Source organism: Tardiphaga sp. 839_C3_N1_4, assembly GCF_051811045.1.
In the GTDB taxonomy this organism is placed as follows: domain Bacteria; phylum Pseudomonadota; class Alphaproteobacteria; order Rhizobiales; family Xanthobacteraceae; genus Tardiphaga.
Window position 1 is genome coordinate 3,197,188 of the sequence record NZ_JBPWQD010000001.1, and the last position, 23,269, is coordinate 3,220,456.

The 23,269-nt window shown below is 63.1% G+C and carries 20 protein-coding genes; 14 read left to right on the forward strand and 6 right to left on the reverse strand.

All coding sequences use genetic code 11. The features are described from left to right. Positions 1 to 19: 19 nt before the first annotated feature. Positions 20 to 631, reverse strand: coding sequence for a DUF1285 domain-containing protein (locus tag AB8A38_RS15380; RefSeq protein ID WP_439086543.1), 612 nt, complete (start codon positions 629 to 631; stop codon positions 20 to 22). Positions 632 to 893: 262 nt separating this feature from the next. Here AB8A38_RS15380 and AB8A38_RS15385 point away from each other — a divergent pair, with 262 nt between their 5' ends. The 6 genes from AB8A38_RS15385 (at position 894) to AB8A38_RS15410 (ending at position 10,746) form a co-directional block, all read left to right on the forward strand. After that, a complete protein-coding gene (locus AB8A38_RS15385; protein ID WP_315840544.1) occupies positions 894 to 1,898 on the forward strand; it encodes an AAA family ATPase in 1,005 nt (334 codons plus the stop codon). Continuing rightward, entirely contained in the window at positions 1,898 to 2,842 is a 945-nt protein-coding gene (locus AB8A38_RS15390; protein ID WP_439086544.1) for a DUF58 domain-containing protein, read from the forward strand. The genes AB8A38_RS15385 and AB8A38_RS15390 overlap by 1 nt, the downstream gene beginning before the upstream one ends. Further along, the gene (locus AB8A38_RS15395) at positions 2,842 to 5,655 is read left to right on the forward strand and encodes a DUF4159 domain-containing protein (protein ID WP_439088529.1); all 2,814 of its coding nucleotides are present in this window, start codon (positions 2,842 to 2,844) and stop codon (positions 5,653 to 5,655) included. The genes AB8A38_RS15390 and AB8A38_RS15395 overlap by 1 nt, the downstream gene beginning before the upstream one ends. Before the next feature lie 9 nt (positions 5,656 to 5,664). Next, a complete protein-coding gene (locus AB8A38_RS15400; protein ID WP_315840543.1) occupies positions 5,665 to 7,728 on the forward strand; it encodes a hypothetical protein in 2,064 nt (687 codons plus the stop codon). A 165-nt stretch (positions 7,729 to 7,893) separates the two neighbouring features. Continuing rightward, complete coding sequence (locus tag AB8A38_RS15405; RefSeq protein ID WP_439086545.1) at positions 7,894 to 8,271, forward strand: DUF2946 family protein; 378 nt, start codon at positions 7,894 to 7,896, stop codon at positions 8,269 to 8,271. A 123-nt stretch (positions 8,272 to 8,394) separates the two neighbouring features. Then, positions 8,395 to 10,746: a TonB-dependent receptor gene (locus AB8A38_RS15410; protein ID WP_439086546.1), complete on the forward strand. Its 2,352-nt coding sequence runs from the start codon at positions 8,395 to 8,397 to the stop codon at positions 10,744 to 10,746. A gap of 151 nt (positions 10,747 to 10,897) precedes the next feature. Here AB8A38_RS15410 and AB8A38_RS15415 read toward each other — a convergent pair whose 3' ends face one another. Continuing rightward, positions 10,898 to 11,410, reverse strand: a complete 513-nt coding sequence (locus tag AB8A38_RS15415) for a GNAT family N-acetyltransferase (RefSeq protein WP_439086547.1) — start codon at positions 11,408 to 11,410, stop codon at positions 10,898 to 10,900. A 57-nt stretch (positions 11,411 to 11,467) separates the two neighbouring features. Beyond that, the gene (locus AB8A38_RS15420; RefSeq protein ID WP_439086548.1) at positions 11,468 to 11,956 is read right to left on the reverse strand and encodes an NUDIX domain-containing protein; all 489 of its coding nucleotides are present in this window, start codon (positions 11,954 to 11,956) and stop codon (positions 11,468 to 11,470) included. Between the two features lie 138 nt (positions 11,957 to 12,094). On the opposite strand from AB8A38_RS15420, the gene AB8A38_RS15425 reads away from it, so the two are divergent. Then, positions 12,095 to 12,979, forward strand: coding sequence for a metallophosphoesterase family protein (locus tag AB8A38_RS15425; protein ID WP_439086549.1), 885 nt, complete (start codon positions 12,095 to 12,097; stop codon positions 12,977 to 12,979). Between the two features lie 5 nt (positions 12,980 to 12,984). Here AB8A38_RS15425 and AB8A38_RS15430 read toward each other — a convergent pair whose 3' ends face one another. Both AB8A38_RS15430 and AB8A38_RS15435 read right to left on the reverse strand, forming a co-directional pair. Next, the gene (locus AB8A38_RS15430) at positions 12,985 to 13,539 is read right to left on the reverse strand and encodes a hypothetical protein (protein ID WP_439086550.1); all 555 of its coding nucleotides are present in this window, start codon (positions 13,537 to 13,539) and stop codon (positions 12,985 to 12,987) included. Positions 13,540 to 13,788: 249 nt separating this feature from the next. Continuing rightward, positions 13,789 to 13,998 carry a DUF4170 domain-containing protein gene (locus AB8A38_RS15435; RefSeq protein ID WP_068733054.1) on the reverse strand — a complete coding sequence of 70 codons (210 nt, stop codon included), beginning with the start codon at positions 13,996 to 13,998 and terminating at the stop codon, positions 13,789 to 13,791. Positions 13,999 to 14,210: 212 nt separating this feature from the next. Between AB8A38_RS15435 and AB8A38_RS15440 the strand changes: the two genes are divergently transcribed. The 7 genes from AB8A38_RS15440 to AB8A38_RS15470 all read left to right on the forward strand — a co-directional run bounded on the left by AB8A38_RS15440 (position 14,211) and on the right by AB8A38_RS15470 (position 21,325). Then, positions 14,211 to 15,656: a helix-turn-helix domain-containing protein gene (locus AB8A38_RS15440; RefSeq protein ID WP_439086551.1), complete on the forward strand. Its 1,446-nt coding sequence runs from the start codon at positions 14,211 to 14,213 to the stop codon at positions 15,654 to 15,656. Positions 15,657 to 15,697: 41 nt separating this feature from the next. Then, positions 15,698 to 16,210 carry a GNAT family N-acetyltransferase gene (locus tag AB8A38_RS15445; protein WP_439086552.1) on the forward strand — a complete coding sequence of 171 codons (513 nt, stop codon included), beginning with the start codon at positions 15,698 to 15,700 and terminating at the stop codon, positions 16,208 to 16,210. 40 nt (positions 16,211 to 16,250) lie between these two features. Then, positions 16,251 to 17,486, forward strand: coding sequence for a lytic murein transglycosylase (locus tag AB8A38_RS15450; RefSeq protein ID WP_439086553.1), 1,236 nt, complete (start codon positions 16,251 to 16,253; stop codon positions 17,484 to 17,486). 123 nt (positions 17,487 to 17,609) lie between these two features. Beyond that, positions 17,610 to 18,113: a DUF1993 domain-containing protein gene (locus AB8A38_RS15455; protein ID WP_439086554.1), complete on the forward strand. Its 504-nt coding sequence runs from the start codon at positions 17,610 to 17,612 to the stop codon at positions 18,111 to 18,113. A 180-nt stretch (positions 18,114 to 18,293) separates the two neighbouring features. Next, positions 18,294 to 19,385 carry an alkene reductase gene (locus tag AB8A38_RS15460; RefSeq protein WP_439086555.1) on the forward strand — a complete coding sequence of 364 codons (1,092 nt, stop codon included), beginning with the start codon at positions 18,294 to 18,296 and terminating at the stop codon, positions 19,383 to 19,385. Between the two features lie 128 nt (positions 19,386 to 19,513). Then, positions 19,514 to 20,524 (forward strand): NAD(P)H-quinone oxidoreductase, encoded by a 1,011-nt coding sequence (locus AB8A38_RS15465; protein WP_439086556.1) that lies wholly within the window; start codon positions 19,514 to 19,516, stop codon positions 20,522 to 20,524. Between the two features lie 258 nt (positions 20,525 to 20,782). After that, positions 20,783 to 21,325: a hypothetical protein gene (locus tag AB8A38_RS15470; RefSeq protein ID WP_439086557.1), complete on the forward strand. Its 543-nt coding sequence runs from the start codon at positions 20,783 to 20,785 to the stop codon at positions 21,323 to 21,325. Positions 21,326 to 21,428: 103 nt separating this feature from the next. Here AB8A38_RS15470 and AB8A38_RS15475 read toward each other — a convergent pair whose 3' ends face one another. Continuing rightward, the gene (locus tag AB8A38_RS15475; protein ID WP_439086558.1) at positions 21,429 to 23,222 is read right to left on the reverse strand and encodes an ABC transporter substrate-binding protein; all 1,794 of its coding nucleotides are present in this window, start codon (positions 23,220 to 23,222) and stop codon (positions 21,429 to 21,431) included. Positions 23,223 to 23,269: the final 47 nt, after the last annotated feature.

Here is a 23,269-nt window from a genome sequence, read left to right on the forward strand (position 1 = left end):
CTCACTTCAATCGGCTCACTTATGTAGCTTCCCTGACCTGCTCCGCATCGGCCATGGCGAAAAACGCGCCCGCGGAGGCGATGCCGAACATCGCGATACCATCGACCATCCGCTCCTCGCCCATGTCAACCAGATCGTAATAGATCGCCCGCGTCACCTTGGCCCACAGGTCACCGCGGACATGCAGGTAGGGCGTCAGCCCGCCGTCTTCAGCCATCTCGAATCGCAGCCGGTGTATGCTGTCACACTCCACCCAATCGTCCACATTGGTGCGAAACTTCAACACCGTGCCGCGCGTGTCCTGCTCCTTGAGCATCTCGACGGCGAGAAAAGGAGCATCGTCCACGGTGATGCCGACCTTTTCCACGGGGGTCACGAGAAAGTGCTTGCCGTCCTCACGCTTCAGGATCGTTGAGAACAGCCGCACCAAAGCGGGCCGGCCGATCGGCGTTCCCAAATAGAACCACGTACCATCGCCAGCGATTCGCATGTCGAGATCGCCGCAGAATGGCGGATTCCACAGATGCACCGGCGGCAGACCCTTGCCGGCTTTACCGTTGGCCGCCGCATCCTTCGCCGCAGTGGTCAGGCCATCCAGCCCCTGATTTGCGATCTGCCCTTGCTTCGCCATTGTTTGCCCTGACTTTACCACTGCCATTTGGCACGTTTGGTGCAAGTCTTGAACCTCAAGTCTTGAAACGTGCGGTGTCACATTCAAACTCGCCACAACGTGATGCAGTTCATAGCCGCATCCCGATATTGTGGGGATAGTTTAATTCAACAAATACATGGCCTTCGCTTAAGTTTAGCATCAGGTCCATGGAATACATAAGATGGCGTGACGACAAATGCGGCGGCGTTTTTCAGGCGCCGTTCACCCGAAGGAGCAATGGATGGCTGGCGCTGACAGTGTCGAGAAACTCGAAGACGTGATTGTTCGCTCCGCGGAACAGGTGGCTGGCCAGATGCGCGCCGCCAAGGACGCGATCTCCACTGTCATCTTCGGCCAGGAACGCGTCGTCGAAAACACGCTGGTGACCATCCTGTCCGGCGGCCATGCGCTGCTGATCGGTGTTCCGGGCCTCGCCAAAACCAAGCTGGTGGAAACGCTGGGCGTCACGCTCGGCCTCGATGCCAAGCGCATCCAGTTCACCCCCGACCTGATGCCTTCAGACATTCTCGGCGCCGAAGTGCTGGATGAGAGCGTCGCCGGCAAGCGCTCGTTCCGCTTCATCTCGGGACCTGTGTTCGCACAGCTTCTGATGGCCGACGAAATCAACCGCGCCTCGCCGCGCACGCAATCCGCATTGCTGCAGGCGATGCAGGAACAGCACATCACCGTCGCCGGCGCCCGGCACGATCTGCCGAAGCCGTTCCATGTGCTGGCCACGCAGAATCCGCTGGAACAGGAAGGCACCTATCCGCTGCCGGAAGCGCAGCTCGATCGCTTCCTGATGGAGATCGACGTCGATTATCCGGATCGCGAAGCCGAACGCCGCATCCTGTTCGAAACCACCGGCGCCGAAGAAACCATCGCCAAGGCTGCCGTGACCGCTGAAACGCTGATTACCGCGCAGCGCCTAATCCGCCGTCTGCCGGTCGGCGACAGCGTGGTCGAAGCGATTCTTACATTGGTGCGCTCGGCACGTCCGGGACCGGACGCAGGCGATGCCAGCAAGCTGATCGCCTGGGGCCCAGGTCCTCGCGCGTCACAGTCGCTGATGCTGGCAGTGCGTGCCCGTGCATTGCTCGATGGCCGTCTCGCGCCGTCGATCGACGACGTGCTCTATCTCGCCGAACCGATCCTGAAGCATCGTATGGCGCTGACCTTCTCGGCGCGTGCCGAAGGTCGCACAGTCCCCGACGTTATCCGTCAGCTCAAGACGCGGATCGGTTAATGGCCGCAGCGCCGGATCACGCCACGCAGGAGATCATCGCAGTCCGCCGCGCCGATGGTGAAAGCCGTTCGCTTGCTGCGTCATTGCCGCGTCTGGTGCTGGAGGCCCGGCGCATTGCTGCGACCGTCATCCATGGGCTGCATGGTCGGCGCCGCGCGGGCCACGGCGAAAGCTTCTGGCAGTATCGTCGCTTCGTCTCCGGCGAGCCGTCGCAGAATGTCGACTGGCGTCGCTCGGCGCGCGACGATCATTTGTATGTCCGCGAGCAGGAATGGGAAGCCGCGCACACAGTTTGGCTGTGGCCCGACCGGTCGCTGTCGATGGCCTTTGCCTCCAAGGGCGCGCGCGACAGCAAGCTCGAACGCGCGCTGATCGTGACCTTCGCGCTGGCCGAACTGCTGGTGGCCGGCGGTGAGCGCGTCGGCGTACCCGGCCTGCTGAATCCAACCTCGAGCCGCAGCGTCATCGACAAGATGGCGCAGGCGATGCTGCACGACACGACAAACCGCGCCAGCCTGCCGCCGTCCTTCGTCCCGTCCGCGCTGGCGGAGATCGTGGTGCTCGGCGACTTCTGGTCGCCAATGCCGGAGATCAAGGAAATGCTGGCGGGACTGTCGTCGTCCGGCGCGCATGGCGCACTGGTACAGGTCGTCGATCCCGCCGAGGAGAGCTTCCCTTATTCCGGCCGCGTCGAATTCGTCGAGCCCGAAAGCGGCAATGTCATCACCGCGGGCCGTGCACAGACCTGGGCCGAAGACTATGTGGCCCGCGTCGCCGCGCATCGCGAGGAAATCCGCGCCGAAACCGCCAAGCTCGGCTGGCTGTTCTCGACACACACCACCAGCCGCTCGGCGGCTGAGCTGCTGCTGTTCCTGCATGGCGGCATGATGGTCAACAAATCTGCCGGCGGCGGCAGCATGGTCAAGGCAGGACGTTCAGCATGATTCCTGGCTTTCCGCTCGCCTTCGCCCAACCGCTGCTGCTGCTCGGCCTGATCAGTCTTCCGGTGCTATGGTGGCTGCTGCGCGTGATGCCACCGCGTCCGCAGCGCATCGCGTTTCCGCCGACACGTCTGCTGTTCGATATCACGCCGAAGGAAGAAACCCCGTCGCGCTCTCCATGGTGGCTGACGCTGCTGCGCCTGCTGGCTGCGGCGCTCATCATCTTCGCTGCCGCCGGCCCGATCTGGAATCCGCAGACCGGTACGGCCGGCAGCAATGCGCCGCTTACGATTTTGCTGGACGATGGCTGGAGCGCCGCGGCGAGCTGGGACGCTCGCGTCAAGGCGGCGGATGAGCTGATTGCCAATGCCGACAGCAATCGCCGCGGCGTGGCCCTTGTTCCGCTGTCGGAACCGAACCGCGACATCACAATGCTACCCGGCGGCACCGCACGCGTCGCGCTGCGTCAGCTCTCGCCGAAGCCCTATGCGATTGACCGCGTCGATACGCTGCCCGCGCTGGAGCGCTTTTTGAAAGCCACCGGCGACAGCGAGATTGTCTGGCTCTCCGATGGCGTCGACACCGGCCGTGGCGCGGACTTCACCCAGGGCCTTGCAAAGACCATCGGCGACCGCACGCTGACCATCTATGACGGTGGCGCCACGCCGGCCCATGCGCTTGTCGCAGCGGAAAACGCCGCAGCAAAGATGACCGTGAAGGTGCTGCGCGCCAACAGCGGTGGCCCGGACGGCGGCGTGGTGCGCGGTCTCGACCAGAAGGGATCGCCGGTTGGCGAGGCCAAGTTCCTGTTCACGCCGAACGACCGCGAGACCGAAGCCTCGTTCGATCTGCCCGTGGAACTGCGCAACGACATCGCGCGGCTTGAAATCACCGGCGAACGCTCCGCCGGCGCCGTGCAACTGCTGGACAAGCGCTGGCGCCGTCGCGCCATCGGGATCGTGTCGGGCGCGACCAACGACACGGCCCAGCCGCTGCTGGCTTCGACCTTCTATCTGACGCGCGCGCTGGCGCCATTCGCCGACGTCCGCCTCGGCGATCGCGGCGCGCCGCAGCAGGCGATCACCCAGTTCCTCGATCAGAAACTGCCGATGATCGTGCTGGCCGATGTCGGCACGCTGTCGCCGGAAATCCGCGAGCGTCTGAATGCCTGGATCGATGCGGGCGGCGTGCTGGTGCGCTTTGCCGGCCCACGCCTCGCGCAAGGCGACGACGATCTCGTCCCGGTCAAACTGCGCCGCGGCGACCGCAGCCTCGGCGGCAGCCTGACCTGGGAGAAGCCGCAACATCTGGCATCCTTCGCCGCCGATGGACCGTTCGCCGGCCTCCCTGTCCCGAAGGACATCACCGTGAACCGCCAGGTGCTCGCCGAACCCAACGCAGCGCTGGCATCGAAGAGCTGGGCGTCGTTGGTCGATGGCACACCGCTGGTCACCGGTGAGCGTCGCGGCAAGGGCCTCGTGACCTTGTTCCATGTCAGCGCCGATATGCGCTGGTCCGACCTGCCATTGTCTGGCACCTTCGTTGAAATGCTGCGCAGGGTCGTCGATATCTCCGGCTACACGTCCACGCCCGGCGCAGGTGTCGCGGGCGAGACCGGCGCGGAAACGGTTGCGCCACTGCGCACCCTTGATGGTTTCGGTGCTTTCACCCCGCCACCATCAACGGCCAAGCCGCTCGCCGCTGACTATCGCGACCGCGCCACACTCGATCACCCGCCGGGCTTCTATGGCCCTGCCGATGGTCCGCTCGCGGTGAATGCACTGGCATCGGCTGATCGCATTGAGCCTATCGGTTTCTCAGGCCTGAAGGCCAACCGCGCCAGCTACACCAATGCCGAACCGCGCGACCTCCGCGGCATCCTGCTCTCCACGGCACTGGCGCTGTTTTTGGTCGACGCGATCATTGTCGCGCTGCTGGGGGGAGCCATCGCCGCGATGTTTCGTCGCCGGGCTGTGTCGGCCGCACTCGCCGTGGCACTCGCGCTCGGCACCGTCATAGGATCGCTGGCGCCATCGCGGGCCGATCCGGCCAGTGACGATTTCGCCGTCAAGGCCGTGTCGCAGACCCGGCTCGCTTATGTCGTTACGGGGAATGCCGACGTCGACTCGATCGTCAAATCCGGTATGACCGGACTGACGCTGTTTCTCGCGCAGCGTACCGCGCTGGAAGCCGGTGAGCCCGTCGGCGTCGATCCTTCTCGCGACGAACTGTCATTCTTCCCGCTGATCTATTGGCCGATCATTCCCGGCGCGGCCAAGCCGCCGCAGGAAGCCATCAACCGCATCGACGCCTATATGAAGCAGGGCGGCACGGTGCTGTTCGATACCCGCGATGCCGTCGAGGCGCCGCCCGGGCCGAACGGCGAGTCGCAAACGCCGGGGATGCTGACGCTGCGCAACATCCTGTCCTCGCTGGATGTGCCGGAGCTCGAGCCGGTGCCGCGCGAGCATGTGCTGACCAAGACCTTCTATCTGCTGCGCGACTTCCCCGGCCGCTTCAATTCCGGACCGACCTGGGTCGAAACGCTGCCGCGCGACGACGGCGATGACGCCGCCTCGCGTCCCGCCCGCGGCGGTGACGGCGTGTCGCCGATTATCATCACCTCGAACGATCTCGCCGGAGCCTGGGCAATGCGGCCGGACGGCCAGCCGATGCTGCCGCTGACGCCCGGCGAACCGCGGCAACGCGAATTCGCGTTCCGCGCCGGCGTCAACATCGTGATGTACACGCTGACCGGCAACTACAAGGCCGATCAGGTCCACGCGCCCGCGCTTATCGAACGTCTCGGACAGTAGGAGCGCGACATGCAATACGGCATCGCGTTTACGCCTCTCGTTCCGACCATCGTGCTGTGGATCGGCCTCGCCGCCATCGTGGTGATATCGGCGCTGCTGTTGCTCGGCCGCGCGCGGGGCGCTGCGGTGCGCGTCGCGGCGCTAGCGCTGATCCTGCTGGCGCTGGCCAATCCATCCTTCACGCGCGAGGAGCGTGAACCGCTCACATCGGTCGCCGCCGTCGTCATCGACAAGAGCCCGAGCCAGAATTTCGGCGAGCGCACGAAGGAGACCGAAGAAGCGCGGAAGCAGCTCGTCGACCGACTGAAGCAGGTCAAGGGTCTCGAAGTCCGTGTCGTCGAAGCCGGACAGGCTGATGGCGAAACCGATGGCACCAAACTGTTCGGCGCACTGTCCTCCGCTCTCTCCGACGTGCCGACCGACCGTGTCGCCGGCGCCTTCCTGATCACCGATGGCCGCGTCCACGACATCCCGGCCAATGTCGCAGGTCTCGGCTTCAATGCGCCGGTCCATGCGCTGATCACCGGCCGCAAGGACGAGCGCGATCGCCGCATTGCCATCACTGCCGCGCCCCGCTTCGGCATTGTCGGCCAGTCGCAACGCGTCACGTTCCGGCTCGACGATCAGGGCGTCACCGGCGAACGCGCCCGGGTCGCCATCCGCCGCGACGGCGATACGCTGAGCGAGCGCACAGTGCTGTCCGGCCAGACCGTGTCGGTCGATATCGACATCAAGCACGCCGGCCCGAATATCGTCGAGATCGAAGCCTCGCCGCTCGACAACGAACTCACGCTGGTCAACAACCGCGCCGTGGTTGCCATCGATGGCGTGCGCGACAAACTCCGCGTGCTGCTGGTCTCCGGCGAACCGCATTCCGGCGAACGCACCTGGCGCAACCTTCTGAAATCCGACGCGTCCATCGATCTCGTGCACTTCACGATTCTGCGTCCGCCGGAGAAGCAGGACGGTACGCCGATCAATGAGCTCTCGCTGATCGCGTTTCCGACCCGCGAACTGTTCCAGCAGAAGATTCACGAATTCCAGCTGATCATCTTCGATCGCTATGCCCGCCAAGGCGTGCTGCCGATCGCCTATTTCGACAATATCGCGCGCTATGTCCGCGCCGGCGGCGCCGTGCTGGTCTCGGCCGGCCCGGACTATGCGTCGAACACGTCGATCTGGCGCACACCGCTGGATTCGGTGCTGCCCGCCGAACCCGTCGGTGTCAGCGAGAAGCCGTTCTATGCGCATCTCAGCGATATCGGCAAACGTCACCCGGTGACGCGCGGGCTCGAAGGCTCCAATTCCGAACCGCCGAAATGGAGCCGCTTCTTCCGCACCGTCGAGACCCGCAACACCACCACCCCGCCGGTCATGACCGGTGCCGATGGCCAGCCGCTGCTGCTGCTGTCACGCTCCGGCGAAGGCCGCGTCGCGCTGCTGCTGTCGGATCACATCTGGCTCTGGGCGCGCGGCTATGAAGGCGGCGGCCCGCATCTCGATCTGCTTCGTCGCACGTCGCACTGGCTGATGAAGCAGCCGGACCTCGACGAGGAAGCACTCAAGCTGCAGAGTCAGGGCAAGGATCTCGTTGTGCTGCGCCAGACCATGGGCGACGCCGTGCAGCCCGTGACGGTGACCTCGCCATCAGGCAAGACCCGCGAACTGACGCTGTCAGCCGGCGAGCCGGGCCTGTGGCGTGCAACCACGCCAGCCGACGAACTCGGCCTGTGGCAGGCCACCGACGGCACACTGAAGGCGCTGATCAATGTCGGCCCGATCAACCCGAAGGAATTCTCGGAGGTCACCTCGACCACCGAGATGTTGAAGCCGCTCGCGCAGGCCTCGGGCGGCGATGCCCGACGGATCAATGAAGGCTCGGGCATCGACCTGCCCCGCATCGTGCCGGTGCGCTCCTCGACCGTGTTCCGCGGCGATGGCTGGATGGGCGTGCATATGCGCGACGCCAGCGTGGTCCGCGGTGTCGGCGTGCTGCCGGTGTTTGCCGGCCTGATCGGGCTGCTGCTGCTGCTCGGCGCCTTTGCCGCGACGTGGCTAAGAGAGAGTCGGTAAGACCTGCCTCCCTGCACCAGCGTTGCCGTAATCCCACAGCCTGCCCGGTTTCTATGTCCGGCGATGACTGGCCGTTGACACCCGGCCGCCTGTCGCGCGATGTTACATTATAACATCGGTACTGGCAGACCTCTCCGCCAACCGATGCCGGGGCGGCCGGTCGGCATGAAGTGGTTTCGGACGAATATCAGGAATGGGGCAAAGCTGGCGCTGTTCGCGCTGGCGGTGCAGCTCGTTCTGTCGTTCGGCCATGTCCATGGCGGGACGGTGCACGCGGCCCCTCTCGACTCCACCATCGCGGTTTCAGCCGGTGATGCGGCCCAGACACCGGCCGCTCCAGATACTGACCACCATCACCGCGCCGCCGATCCCTGCGCCGTCTGCGCCGTCATGGCGATGGCCGGTACAGCGCTGTTCGCCGCGCCGCCGGTCCTGCTGTTGCCGCAGGCTGCCGTCCTGCTGCAGCGGATCACCGAAGCCGAATTCGACCATCTCGACTCCATCAGCGGCGCATCGCAGCCGCGCGGCCCTCCTGTTTCCTGACACGACCTTTGACAATCGTTGCCGCGAATTCCTCGCGAACAGCGTAACCGAAGTGAGATTCGCATCACCGCGAGTCCCGGCCCAAGCGCCCGAGCGCGCAGCCGGTGAAGTCAGGACAAACCTATGTCGATTCAATTCAAGCGCGCCCTCCTGCTCGGCACATCCGCCGTGGTGGGACTGAGCTGCCTCCCGCAATCCGCGCGCGCGCAGACGCAGCTTCCCGCCGTGGAAGTCACCGCGCCAAGCCCGATCGTGCGCCGCAAGCCGGTGCCGTCACGCACCGCGCATACCCATGTCACGCGCCCCGCGCCGAACCGCAATGCCGCGCCGGTACCCGTCGAGGCGGAGCCAACCGTGCAGGCCCAGCAGGGCGAACTCCCGATCGTCACCGATCAGTTCGCCACCGTCACCGTGGTGCCGAATGACGAGATCCGCCGCTCTGGCGCCTCGACGCTCGGCGACCTCCTCGCCAACAAGCCCGGCATCACCGGCTCCGGCTACGCGCCCGGAGCCTCGAGCCGGCCGATCATCAGGGGTCTCGATGTCAATCGCGTCGGTATTGTCGAGAACGGCATTGGCAGCAACGGCGCATCCGATCTCGGCGAAGATCATTTCGTGCCTGTCGATCCATTTGCCGCCAATCAGGTCGAAGTGATCCGCGGTCCGGCGACGCTGCGCTACGGCTCGCAATCGATCGGCGGTGTGGTCAGCGCCAGCAATAATCGCATTCCCGATGCGCTGCCGAACTGCGCCGTGGCGGCGCCGTTCCAGAGCTACGGCATGCCGGTGAAGGCGCCGGCCGCCGGTCTCGCCGCACCCGGCTGCATGAATGCGGAGGTCCGCACCTCGTTCAGTTCGGTGGATCGCGGTGTCGATGGCGGCATCCTGCTCGATGCTGGCGGCGGCAATGTCGCCGTCCATGCCGACGTCTATGGCCGCAAGGCTGGCGACTACAATGTGCCGAGCTATCCCTATGCGGAGCCCGGCCTTGCCTTCAACGGCAAGCAGCCGAATTCGTCGAACCAGTCGGCTGGCGCCTCGGTCGGCGGATCGTATTTCTTCACCGGCGGCTATATCGGTGCTGCGATCACGCAGAACAATACGACCTATCGCATTCCCGGCGTTGAAGGCGCTGCGGTCGGCACGCGCATCGCCGGCCAGCAGACCAAGTTCACCGCCAAGGGCGAATATCGTCCGGATGCCGCGGCGGTCGAGGCGATCCGCTTCTGGGTCGGCGCGACGAACTACAAGCACAACGAGATCGGCCTCGCCGATGCCACCGATCCGACCAGCGATGGCGTCCGACAGACCTTCACCAACAAGGAGCAGGAAGGCCGGCTCGAAGTGCAGATGATGCCGTTCAATGCGCGCTTCGCCACGATTACTTCGGCCTTCGGCCTGCAGGTCAATCATCAGGAGCTGACGGCACCGAGCCCTGACGACATCGGCAGCCCTCTCAATGGTCTGTGGGACCCGAACAAGAACACCCGGGTCGCGGGCTACAGCTTCAACGAGTTCAAATTCACAGAAACCACAAAGGCCCAGATCGCCGGCCGCATCGAGCATGTCGAGCTCTCCGGCACGACGCCATCGTCGATCCCGAACGAGTTCGATCTCAATGCAGATCCGGGCGCGATCGGCCCGGCTGTCGGGCGCAACCTGACCTTCACGCCGAAGAGCGGCAGCATCGGTCTGATCAAGGATCTGCCCTGGTCCGGGCTCTCCACCAGCATCACCGCGCAATACACCGAGCGCGCACCGAAGCCGGCCGAACTGTTCTCGCGCGGCGGACATGATGCGACCGAGACCTTCGATATCGGCAATCCCAATCTCGGTATCGAGACGGCGAAGTCGGTCGAACTCGGCCTGCGCCGTGCCGCCGGTCCGTTCCGCTTCGAGCTCACCGGCTACTACACGCAGTATGACGGCTTCATCTATCGCCGCCTGACCGGCAACACCTGCGGAGACGGGGTCTGCCAGGCGGGGCTTGGCCTCGAACTGAACCAGGCGATCTATTCGCAGCGTGACGCCACCTTCCGCGGCGGCGAATTCCAGAGCCAGCTCGACGTTGCGCAAATCTATGGCGGCACATGGGGCATCGAGACCCAGGCCGACATCGTGCGCGCGACCTTCAGCGACGGCACCAACGTGCCGCGCATTCCGCCGGTGCGCGCCGGCGGCGGCTTGTTCTGGCGCGATGCCAACTGGTTCGCGCGCGTGAACCTGCTGCATGCCTTCGCGCAGAACGATATCGCTGACATCGCCGAGACGCCGACATCGGGCTACAATCTCCTGAAGGCCGAAGTCAGCTACAAGACGCTGCTCGACCCGCGCATCTACGGCGCCAAGGAAATGACGCTTGGCGTGGTCGGCAACAATCTGCTCAACGAGAACATCCGCAACGTGTCCTATAACAAAGACAACGTGCTGCAGCCCGGACTGAACGTGCGGGCATTTGCGAGCGTGAAGTTCTGAGCAGCTAACCTCGTCATTCCGGGCTGCGCCGACTTCGGCGCAGACCCGGAATCCCGGCGTGATGAAGCTCAGTGCAAGGCACTTCGAGATTCCGGGTTCAGGCCGATCCGCTTCGCGGCTCGACCTGAACCGGAATGACAGCTTGTGGCTTTTACTTCGCCGCGTCCCAGTCCGGCCGGACAGCGCCGGCGAGACCCGCGGCAGCGCCTTCGACCAGCTCAAGCACCAGTAGTCGATTTTGATCGACCGGACCCGGCATGGTCACATCACCCTTCGGGATCGCCTTGAAGCCGACCCGGCGGTAATAGGGCTCGTCGCCGACCAGCAGGATGAGCTTGTGACCCTTCGTCCGCGCATCGGCGATGGCGCGGTCCAGCAGCTTGCGGCCGACACCGCGGCTGCGGAACGGCGGCTCGACGGTCAGCGGCCCGAGCAGCAGTGCCGGCGTGTCGCCCACACAGATCGGCAATTGCCGGACCGACCCGACCAGCAACGTGCCGATCCGCGCCGTGAAAGACAGGTCGAGCAGATGGCTGACATGTTCGCGCAGCCGGTAGGCTGACAGCACGTAACGGCCCGGACCGAAGGTACGGGCATGCAGCCGTTCGATGATCTGGGCGTCGTTGGCGGTTTCCGCCAGAATGGTCAGAGAAAGGTCATTCATGTCGGGAGGCGAGATAGCATCTGGCGGGCGCGGGGTCCATTGCCGGGCGCATGGGGATCATGCCCGCCAGGTGGCGCTGATTGGCTTGCCGTCAAAGATCTCGGCCAGCCGCAGCCTCGTGCCCTCGGTGATGTTGTGAGGCAGGGCATCCAGGGCAAAGAAGCCGGTTTCGGCGATTTCGCGATTGGGCTCCGGCAACCGGTCCTGTCGAAACCGCCTGACCACATAGACCGCCACATGATCGCGGATCGAGACGTGGCTGTTGAGAAAGACGCCATGCAGAACCGGCTCGCCGGTGAGTTCGATGCGCCCCTCTTCCCGCAGCTCCATGTCCAGCGCCTCGCGAAAGGTCTGGCCGACCTCGACGCCGCCGCCGGGCAGATACCAGCCGAGGACGTAAGTGTGCCGGACCAGAAACACGCGGTTATCCGCATCGAGCACCACGGCGCGGACGCCCAGCGTCATGCCGCGCGCGACGCGGAAATACAGATGCACGAATTTGCGCAGGGTTGGCTCCAGCCGCTGCCGCAACGTCGGTGAGGTCATCGCGGCAAATTCCTGGCTGGCGACACGGTGGGTCCTTGCGTCATATGCCCCACCTTGCCAAAACATGCAGGGATTTCACAGGCATGAGGGCGCATTGAGCCGGCTTGTTCACATACGCGCAGGGGCAGATCGCTTCCGATGACGGCTTTCACCCTCGCCCATCTGTCCGATCCGCATGTTCCGCCGATGCCGGAGCCGCAATGGCGCGAGCTCTTGGGGCAGCGCGTGCTCGGCTACCTGAACTGGCGGCGCAACCGGCACCTGATCCACCGCCGCGACATGCTGGATGTCATCGTCAGCGACATGCAGGCGCAGCAGCCGGACCATATTGCCGTCACCGGCGATCTCGTGAATCTCGCCCTGGATGCCGAATTCCCGCGTGCGCGCCGCTGGATCGAAAGCGTCGGCACACCGGACAAGGTCTCGCTGGCCCCCGGCAATCACGACGCCTATGTGCGCGGGGCACCGGAGCGCTTTGCGGAAACCTTCGGCGACTATATGCGCAGTGACGGCACCCCCGATACGCGCTTTCCGTTTCTGCGTATCCGCGGCCCGCTGGCACTGATCGGCGTGTCTTCAAGCGTGCCGACTGCGCCGTTCATGGCGACGGGCTCGCTCGGTGACGCGCAGCTCAAGGCACTCAACCTTATGCTTGGCGCTCTCGCAGAAGCGCATCTGTTTCGCGTATTGCTGATTCATCATCCGCTGCGCTCAAAGCAGAAGATGAAGCGACTGACGGATTCAGATGCGTTGCAGGCCATACTCAAGCGCCACGGCGTCGAGCTGATCCTGCACGGTCATGACCACATTCACTCGACCATGTGGTTCGACGGCCCGCAGCGGCGCATTCCTGCCATCGGAGTGCCGTCGGCGTCAGCGGTTGCACACGGCCACAAGCCAGCAGCCGCCTACAATCTGTTCGCCATCGAACGCGACGGCGAGCGCTGGCGCTGCGAGCAAACCGTGCGGGGCTTCGGGGGCAGCAATATGGTGCATGAGCTGACGCGGACGTTGCTGGTGTAGCGTGACTAATGTCCGCGCACGGACACGAACAGCGCGAGCGCAAATAGTCCCACGACGCCGACCATCACACCAAACACAAACGGCCAGAACCGGCTGCGCGGCTTCTTCGCCGGGCTCGGGTTCACGTTCAGCGGCGCCGGCATTGTCACCAGCGCGTGCTCGCGCTCGATCATGCGGCGCGCGATATAGTCGGTGACCGCCTTTACGATGGTCGGAACGTCATGCGCCTCGGCCAGCACCACGCGACCGTGGCGGGTATCCTGCACGAAGCGATACATGCGCTTGTCGCGGCCCATGGCGACATGGGCGACCATGTCAATCCACAGCCGCGGCGTGTCGCCCTGGCTGATGCCCCGGTCGAACATCTCAATGCCAACAGGGATCTCGGCGAACAGCGGATCAAGCGCTTCATTGAGGATCTCCAGCCGCGCCACTTCGGCATCGCGCAACTCGACGACGACACCGGTGCGATCGGCCGCCTCGATGCGGGCCTGACGCAACGCGTCGCGCAGCCGCTGCGGCCTGGCTTCCTCTACAGGCTTCGTCCCGTTACTCGCCACGCTGGACCTCTTTCTGGCTGCCTGAGCGCGCCATCCACCGGGCAGTAACCTATCAGTAACCACGAGTGCCGGAAAGGCCGTTTGTTTCCAGAGGCTTGGCCGCTAAACGCATCAACGGCCCCACCCGGTTTCCCGGATGGAGCCGCTGATATCCTTGGACGTCTTCTTATGGGCAAATCAGCGACAGGCTTGAGGCGATCCGGCGGCACTGGCGCCGCTCGGGATCTCAGCTTCAGGCGACCCGTCGGCCTAAGCGACCTGGCGGCTCGGCTCTTCGACGATGGAGAAGCGGACGCCCGCACGGTGGCGATTCTCTTCCGACACGGTCTTCCAGGCTTCTTCGGCCTGCTTGCGCGTCTTGAACGGGCCCTGCACCTGGGCCGAGCCTTCGACCAGCTTGTGGAAGTTCATCGAACCGAACTCGCCGCCGATGACCCAGAAATTGCTACCGTGTGACATGTCGTGCTCCTGTTCATTCTTTAAATCGACATTCGTGACATGCGATGCATTCACCGTGTGAACAGATAACGCCATGTCAGACAAAACCGCCAGATGGCTTGTGTTTGAATGGTGATGTGATGTAACATCACGACTTGTAATAAATGTCATTTTGTTAATTTTGTCACAATTAACGACCGAGTGGTGACTCGGGGAACCAGGAATTGGCGCGGATGGCGGGCGAGTCTGGCAAGAAGCTGTTCGTGGGGCCGCGCTTCAGGCGGATCCGACAGCAACAGGGCCTGTCCCAGACCCAGATGGCAGAGGGCCTCGGCATTTCGCCGAGCTACATCAACCTGATCGAGCGCAACCAGCGGCCGGTCACCGCGCAATTGCTGCTGCGCCTCGCCGAGACCTATGACCTCGATCTCCGCGATCTCGCGACGGCTGATGAAGATCGCTTCTTCGCGGAGCTGAACGAGATCTTTTCCGATCCGCTGTTTCGCCAGATCGATCTGCCGAAACAGGAATTGCGCGATCTCGCTGAACTCTGTCCCGGCGTCACGCATGCGCTGCAGCGGCTCTATGCGGCCTATACCGAAGCGCGGCGCGGCGAGACCATGGTGGCGGCGCAAATGGCCGATCGGCATGAAGGCGCGCCATTCGAAGCCAATCCGATCGAACGCGTGCGTGATTTGATTGAGGCCAACCGCAATTACTTCCCCGAACTCGAAGCGGCCGCCGAAGGCCTGCGCGACGAGATCAACGTGCCGTCGCAAGACCTGTTTGCGGCACTGAGCGCGCGACTGCGCGACAAATATTCGATCGTCACCCGCATCATGCCGGTGGACGTGATGCGCGAGACGCTCAGACGTTTCGACCGACATCGCCGGCAATTGCTGATCTCGGAAATGGTCGATGCGCCCGGCCGCGCCTTTCAGGTCGCGTTCCAGATCGGTCTCGTCGAGTGCTCGTCAAATTTCGAGAGCATCGTCGGCCGCGCCGGCCCTCTCGACGACACGACGCGGCGACTTTATCGCATCACACTGGCCAACTATTTTGCAGCGGCGGCGCTGATGCCCTATGCGGCGTTCCATACCGCCGCTGAAGCGCTGAGCTATGACGTGCAGGTGCTCGGCCAGCGCTTCAATGTCGGCTTCGAGCAGATCTGTCATCGCCTCACCACGCTGCAGCGGCCGAATGCGCGCGGCGTGCCGTTCTTCATGCTGCGCGTCGACAATGCCGGCAACGTGTCGAAGCGGTTCTCGTCAGGCACCTTCCCGTTCTCGAAATTCGGCGGCACCTGTCCACTGTGGAACGTGCACTCGACCTTTGACACGCCGGACCGTTTGCTGAGCCAGGTGATCGAACTGCCCGATGGAGGCCGTTACTTTTCCATTGCGCAGACGCTGCGCAGGCCGGCGGCACCACACCCGCAGCCGCAACCGCGCTTCGCTATCGGCCTCGGCTGCGAGATCCGCCATGCCGGCAAGCTCGTCTATTCGGCCGGCCTCGATCTGGAAAAAACCGAGGGGACGCCGATCGGCGTCAACTGCCGGCTGTGCGAGCGCGAGAATTGCGGCCAGCGCGCCGAGCCGCCGATCACGCGGAGCCTGATCCTGGACGAGAATACGCGACGGGTATCGTCATTTGCTTTCAGCAATGCGCGGGAACTATAGTTGCAGGGTCTTCCCGATCGCCCCTAACATTGAGGCCGTTGATGACGTTGCTGGTCCGGGAAATGCTGCCGTCCGAAGCTCACGTCGTCAGCACCTATTTCCACAATGCCACGCCGGAATTCCTGGAAACGATGGGCGTCGATCCAACCAGGATGCCGCCGGCGCTGATCTGGCAGGAGCGTATCGGCCAACAATATGCCCTCCCGCCGGAACGCCGCGCCGCCGCTGTCGCGCTGTGGCTAATGGATGATCAGCCCATCGGGTTTTCCAGTTGTGACAAGATTGTCTATGGCGAAAGCGCCACCATGCATCTTCACGTGCTGCACCCGGACAGACGACAAACCGGAATCGGTACAGAATGCGTTCGCCGAAGCGTGGCGATCTATTTCGACATGCTGAAGCTCAAATCGTTGTTCTGCGAGCCGAATGCCTTCAACGTCGGGCCGAATCGAACCTTGCAAAAAGCCGGCTTCAAATATGTGAAGACCCACATGACGGTGCCCGGACCGTTGAATTTTCATCAGGCCGTGACACGGTGGGTCCTCGAACGATGAGTCGGACAGAGTTTGCACGACAGAGAGTTGAACTCAGCACATGTGGTGGAAAGCGTCGTTGAAAACATTTGCCCTCGTCACTTTCGCGGCCAGCCTGACGCTATTCGCCACCCCCGCCTCCGCGCAGCGTGCCGCCGCCTGTCACAACGGCCAGAGCTTCGATGAATTTCTCGCCGGCCTGAAGCAGCAGGCCCTCGCCGCCGGCGTGTCACAGCGCGCGATGGCGGAGGCCTCACCCTACCTTGTCTACGACCAAGGCATCGTCAATCGCGACCGCGGGCAGCGGGTGTTCGGGCAGTTGTTCACGCAATTCGCTGGCCGCATGGCGGCGGACTACCGGATGCAGAACGGGCAACTCAAGATCAAGGCGAATGCCGCAGCCTTTGCGCGCGCCGAGAAGGAATATGGCGTGCCGCCTGCCGTCATCGCGGCGTTCTGGGCACTGGAGAGCGACTTCGGCGTGCAGATGGGCAATCTGCAGACGCTGCGTTCGCTGGTGTCGCTGGCCTATGACTGCCGGCGCTCGAAGATGTTTCAGGACGAGACCATCGCCGCGCTGAAGATCATCGATCGCGGCGATCTGTCGCCCGCCGAGATGATCGGCTCATGGGCCGGCGAACTCGGCCAGACGCAGTTTCTGCCAACGCATTACTTCAACTATGCCGTGGACTATGACGGCGACGGCCATCGCAATTTGCTGCGCAGCCCCGCCGACGTGATCGGCTCGACCGCTCACTATATTTCCACCGGTTTGAAATGGCGACGCGACGAACCGTGGCTGCAGGAGGTGCGGGTCACCGACAACGTGCCGTGGGATCAGGCCGATCTCACCATCCAGTTGCCCCGCGCGAAATGGGTGTCATTCGGCGTCAGCTATCCCGACGGACGACCACTGCCGAACGACACTATGCCGGCATCGCTGCTGCTGCCGATGGGTCGGCACGGCCCCGCCTTCCTCGCCTATGCGAATTTCGCCGCCTATACCGAATGGAATAATTCGCTGATCTATTCGACGACAGCAGCCTATCTCGCCACCCGCATCAATGGCGCCTCCAAGATGCGGCAGCCCTCCGCCCCTGTCGCGCAGCTGTCACATCCTGAATTGCGCGAGCTGCAGCAACTGCTGGTGAAGCGCGGCTTCAATGTCGGCAAGATCGACGGCATCCTCGGTCAGCAGAGCCGCACCGCGGTGAAGGCCATGCAGGTCAAGTTCGGCCTGCCCGCGGACTCCTGGCCGACGGCTGAATTGCTGGCGGCGCTGAAATCCGGGCGGTAAATTTCTTCTCTTTTGTGAGGCCGGGGCGGTTGAAATCAGCCAGCCGCGCCCCAACTCCATGCAACAGCATCTTTCTCGACCTGCCGCGCTGTGCCTCGAAACGCATCACAAAAGAGCATCCTCATGCCGTTCTATGATTCCGTCGTGCCCGCCTATCTGCAGATGCTGGCCAGTCTGTCCGCTGGACTGAAAAAGGCCGAAGCCTATGCTGCCGCAAAGAAGATCGAGCCCGCCGTCCTGCTCGGCACGCGACTTTTCCCGGACATGCTGCCACTGAGCCGGCAGATCCAGCTCTCCTGCGATTTCGCCACCAAGGGCAGCGCGCGCCTATCCGGCAGCGAAGTGCCGGCGGTGCCGGATACCGAAACGACCTTCGATGAATTGCAGCAGCGAATCGGCAGGACCGTCGATTACCTGAAGAACTACAAGCCCGCCCAATTCGACGGCGGCGAGACCCGGGAGATCACCTTCCCCACCGGCCCCGGCAAGACCACCACCATGTCCGGCCAGCAATTCCTCACCAGCTTCTCGCTACCGAGCTTCTATTTCCACGTCACCACTGCCCACGGCATCCTGCGGATGTGCGGCATCGACGTCGGCAAGCGCGACTTCCTCGGCGCGCAGTAAGCCGCGCTGTCACCGCAGGATATTCGACTACACGCAGGCCGATGGAGAGATCATGATCATTCAATCCATCGCTGCCACGATCGTTTTATCCTGAACCGACGACATGCAGCGCAGCGGTATTGCCAATGCGCTGCATGATGCCCAATTCGATTTCACCTTTCATCGACTGGATCATTCATCATGAGCACGTCCAAACTCTTCGAACCCTACAAGCTTGGTGCGAACACGCTGACCAATCGCACGGTGATGGCACCGCTGACGCGCAATCGCGCATTGCCTGGCAACGTGCCGAACCCGCTGGCGATCGAATATTATAGCCAGCGTGCCAGCGCCGGCCTTCTGGTGACGGAAGGGACACCGGTGTCGCAGCAGGGCCAAGGCTATCAGGACGTCCCGGGCATCTACACCAAGGAACAGATCGCTGGCTGGAAGAAGGTGACCGAGGCCGTGCATGCCAAGGGCGGTCATATCTATATGCAGATCTGGCACGTCGGCCGCATCTCGCATGTCAGCCTGCAGCCGAATGGCGGCGCGCCGGTGGCGCCTTCCGCGATCCGCGCCAACACCAAGACCTTCGTCAACAATACCTTCACCGACGTCTCGGAACCCCGCGCGCTGGAGCTGGGTGAAATTCAAGGCGTCATCGACAGTTTCGCACGCGGCGCAGCCAATGCGGTCGAAGCCGGTTTCGACGGCGTGGAGATCCATGGCGCCAATGGTTATCTGCTTGAGCAATTCGCGCGTGACAGCACCAACAAGCGCACCGACGCCTATGGCGGCTCACTCGAGAACCGCGCCAAACTGATGCTGGAAGTGGCCGCGGCAGTTGCCAAGGAAATCGGCGGCGACAGAACCGGCATCCGCATCTCGCCTGTGACGCCGGCCAACGATGCCGCCGCCGACACGCAGACGCAAAAGCTGTTCGACTACATCACCGACGGGCTCAGCGCCGAGAAGCTGGTCTATCTGCATGTCGTCGAAGGCGCGACCGGCGGCTCGCGTGACAACGCGCCGTTCGATTATGCCAGCCTGCGCAAACGTTTCAGTGGAACGTATATCGCCAATAACGGCTTCGACCTCGCGCTCGCCAACAAGGTTCTCGAAACGAACGCTGCTGACCTGATCGCGTTCGGCAAGCCGTTCATCTCGAATCCGGATCTGGTCGAGCGCCTGAAGACCGGCGCACCGCTGAACGAGGCCGACAAGGCGACGTTCTATGGCGGCGGCGCCAAGGGCTACACGGATTATCCGGTGCTGGCAGCATCGAAGTAAGGCGCGCTATCAATAAAATGAAAAGGCCGGGATCGCCCGGCCTTTTCTGTTATTTGCACATTCGCAACGCGCTTCGCACTTACATCCATCCCGCCGCAAAGACGCGGCGACGTCTCGACAGGTTCGACATGACGCAGTCCACATATCCCGCTTCCATGAAGGCCGTTGCCTTCGACCACTTCGGCGGGCCGGAGGCCTTGCATTATGTCGAGGTACCCTCGCCGTCAGTGAGACCGAACGACCTGATCGTGCATGTCGCGGCTGCCGGAATAAACCGGGCGGACATCAACTATCGGGAGGGACGGTATGGCAAGGAGCCGAACTTCGGCGATTCCGACCTGGCAGGTCTGGAAATTGCGGGAACGGTGGTCGATGTCGGTGGCGCCGTCACACAGTTCAAGCCGGGCGACCGCATCATGGGCATCACGGGCGGCGGCGGCTATGCAGAGCTTGCCCGCATCGATGTCGGACTCGCGATGCCAGTCCCGTCCTGGATAACGGATATTGAAGCTGCAGCCATTCCCGAAGCCTTCGTGACGGCGCATCAAGCGCTCTTCCATCTCGGCGGCCTGCAGAAGGGCGAGCGGGTGCTGATCCATGGCGCGGGCGGCGGCGTGGGCTCCGCAGCGGTGCAACTGGCCATTCTATCCGAGGCCGGCAAGGTCATCACCACGAGCAGCGCGCAGAAGCAAGACAGGCTGCGGGCGCTGGGTGTTGATCTGGCGATCGATTACCGCGGCGAACAATTCGATGAAGTCCTCGCGCGATTGTCGCCCGATGCGGGAGTCGATGTGATCCTCGACTTCGTGGGCGGCCCCTATCTCGAGCGCAATATACGATCGCTCCGACCCGGCGGGCGCCTGATCCAGATCGGCGTATCCGGCGGATCGCAAGCGACGCTCCCTCTCGATCTCGTTCTTTTCAGGCGGCTGCGGATCGAAGGAACCGTGATGAAATCCGTTTCGCTGACGGAGAAGCGGAACATCGTCGGGCGATTTTCCGAGCGGTGGATGCCGGCACTCGCGAAAGGTGAATTGAAGCCGATCATCGACCGGACGTTTGCCTTGCGCGAGGCCAGCGAGGCGCAGCGGCATTTCGAGCGCGCCGAGCATTTCGGCAAGATTCTTTTGGTCCCCTAGATCGCGCAGAAATTGCGTCCCGGCCCGATGCGGGCCATCGCGCGACTTTGTGAAGCCGGGATTTCACGAATGCCGCTGCGGCAGGCCCGATAAACATACGTTCGTTTATGCCGCACCAATGCAAGCATGAGAACCGCAAGCTCTCGCGCAATGGAGGCGCGCGGCCTGTTGTCACAACAGTGGTGCGTTCACGACCAAACGGCAGATGGAATGCACTCCGATCCTGGACTGCCTGCCCGCCACTGCAAAGGACACAACATGAAGATCCTCCTTGATCAGATTCTCTCTCAATCGGCCTATTCGAGCGAGATCGACGTTCCCATCGAGAAGATCGATATCGCTGACTGGCTGTTCAATCTGCCGGAAGCCGAATATCAGCGCTGTTGCCCGCCGGACCACATCTCCGCCGGAACGACCAGCACCGACGATGGCCGACGGATGTCGATCAATGTGGAGCAGATCGGAGTCGGACTGGTAATCCAGCACTATGTGGCCGAACAGGCAACACCGACCTATTGCCGGATGAATTCGCTGTCGGACGTGTTTACGGCGAGCGGGCGCACGCAAGTCAATGTCATCTGGGAATTGATTGCGGAGCCATTGGACGCCGGCCGCACGCGCTACACCAATCGCGTCACCTGCCACCCGACTGATGCTTTCATGGCGTTCATCGCCGAGCACGGCCAGACCTTCGAGCAGGCAGCAGCCGCACGGCAGGCCGCTGGAGGCGACCACAACAGCCGGGAGACGCCGCTGTTCGCGGCCAGCATCGCCCGCAAGGCGCTATCGGCCAAGAGATAAATTGAAGGTCGTTGTTGCGTGTGTTGTCGTCGCGACGGCGAGAATGCGGATAAGCGAAAGGCCGGGATCTCTCCCGGCCTTCTTGTTGTTCGGAGTATCAGTCTCAGTTCGCCGACGCGCGCTTCTGCGGCGGGGTCGCGGGCCACGACTTGATCAGCGTGTCGTAGTCCACCGTCTCGCCCTTCGGTTTTTCGTTCGCCAGCTTGCGTTGGGGCGCGATGTTGCCGTCCTTCGCCGACTTGTTGTACCAGAACTCGGCGGTCTCCTTCTTGTTCAGCTTCGGTCCGCATTCGCCCTGAACCTTGGATCGTTCAAGACGTTCGAGCACCGAATCCTGAGCTGCGGCCAGCGAGTCCATCGCCTGCTGCGGGGTCTTCGCACCGGACGACGCGTCGCCGATGTTCTGCCACCACAACTGTGCCAGCTTCGGATAGTCCGGGATGTTGTTACCGGTCGGCGACCACTGCACGCGGGCCGGCGAGCGATAGAACTCGACCAGACCGCCGAGCTTCGGCGCGCGTTCGGTGAACGACTTGTCCCAGATGTCGGACTCACGAATGAAGGTGAGACCGACATGGCTCTTCTTCAGCGACACCGTCTTCGAGGTGATGAACTGCAGGTAGAGCCAGGCTGCCTTGCGGCGATCGGCCGGTGTCGATTTGAGCAGCGTGCCCGAACCGACGTCCTGATAGCCGAGCTTCATGCCTTCCTTCCAGTACGAACCATGGGGCGACGGGGCCATGCGCCACTTCGGCGTTCCGTCAGCATTCATGACCGCGAGACCCGGCTTCACCATGTCGGCGGTGAAAGCGGTGTACCAGAACATCTGCTGGGCGATATTGCCCTGTGCCGGCACCGGACCCGACTCCGAGAAGGTCATGCCCTGCGCCTGCGGCGGGGCATACTTCTTCATCCAGTCGAGATACTTCGCGATCGAATACACGGCGGCCGGACCGTTGGTATCGCCGCCGCGCTCGACGGAGGAGCCCACCGGACGGCAGCCTTCCATGCGGATGCCCCATTCATCGACGGGCAGACCGTTCGGAAGACCCCTGTCGCCGTTGCCGGCCATCGACAGCCAGGCGTCGGTGAAACGCCAGCCGAGCGACGGATCCTTCTTGCCGTAGTCCATGTGGCCATAGACCTTGACGCCGTTGATCTCCTTGATGTCGTTGGTGAAGAATTCAGCGATGTCTTCATAGGCCGACCAGTTCACGGGCACGCCGAGATCGTAGCCATACTTGGCCTTGAACTTGGCCTTGTAGTCGGGATTGGTGAACCAGTCGTACCGGAACCAGTAAAGGTTGGCGAACTGCTGGTCGGGCAGTTGATACATCTTCTTGTCCGGCGCGGTGGTGAAGGACGTTCCAATGAAGTCCTTGACGTCGAGCGTCGGGCTAGTGACGTCCTTGCCTTCTGCGGTCATGTAGTCCGACAGCGCGATGGTCTGGCCGTAGCGGAAATGCGTGCCGATCAGATCGGAGTCGTTGATCCAGCCGTCATAGACGTTCTTGCCGGACTGCATCTGGGTCTGCAGCTTCTCGACCACGTCGCCTTCCTGAATCAGGTCATGCTTCAGCTTAATGCCGGTGATTTCGGAGAACGCCTTGGCGAGCGTACGCGATTCGTATTCGTGCGTGGTGATGGTTTCGGAGACGATATTGATCTCCATGCCCTTGAACGGCTGCGCGGCCTTCTCGTACCACTGCAGTTCTTTCAGCTGCTCTGCCTTCGACAGCGTGGATGGCTGGAATTCGCTGTCGATCCACTTCTGAATGGTGGCGTCGTCGGCCTTGGCCGGCGCGGCGAGCAACGCAGTCGCCGTGATCAACGCAGCAGCGCTGGTCATCATGATATGGCGCGTCGGGCGACGTGCCTGTGTCGTCAGGTGCCTCATAGCTTCCTCCCTCACTTCTGTTTCAGGCCCAGGTTCATCCCGAGACT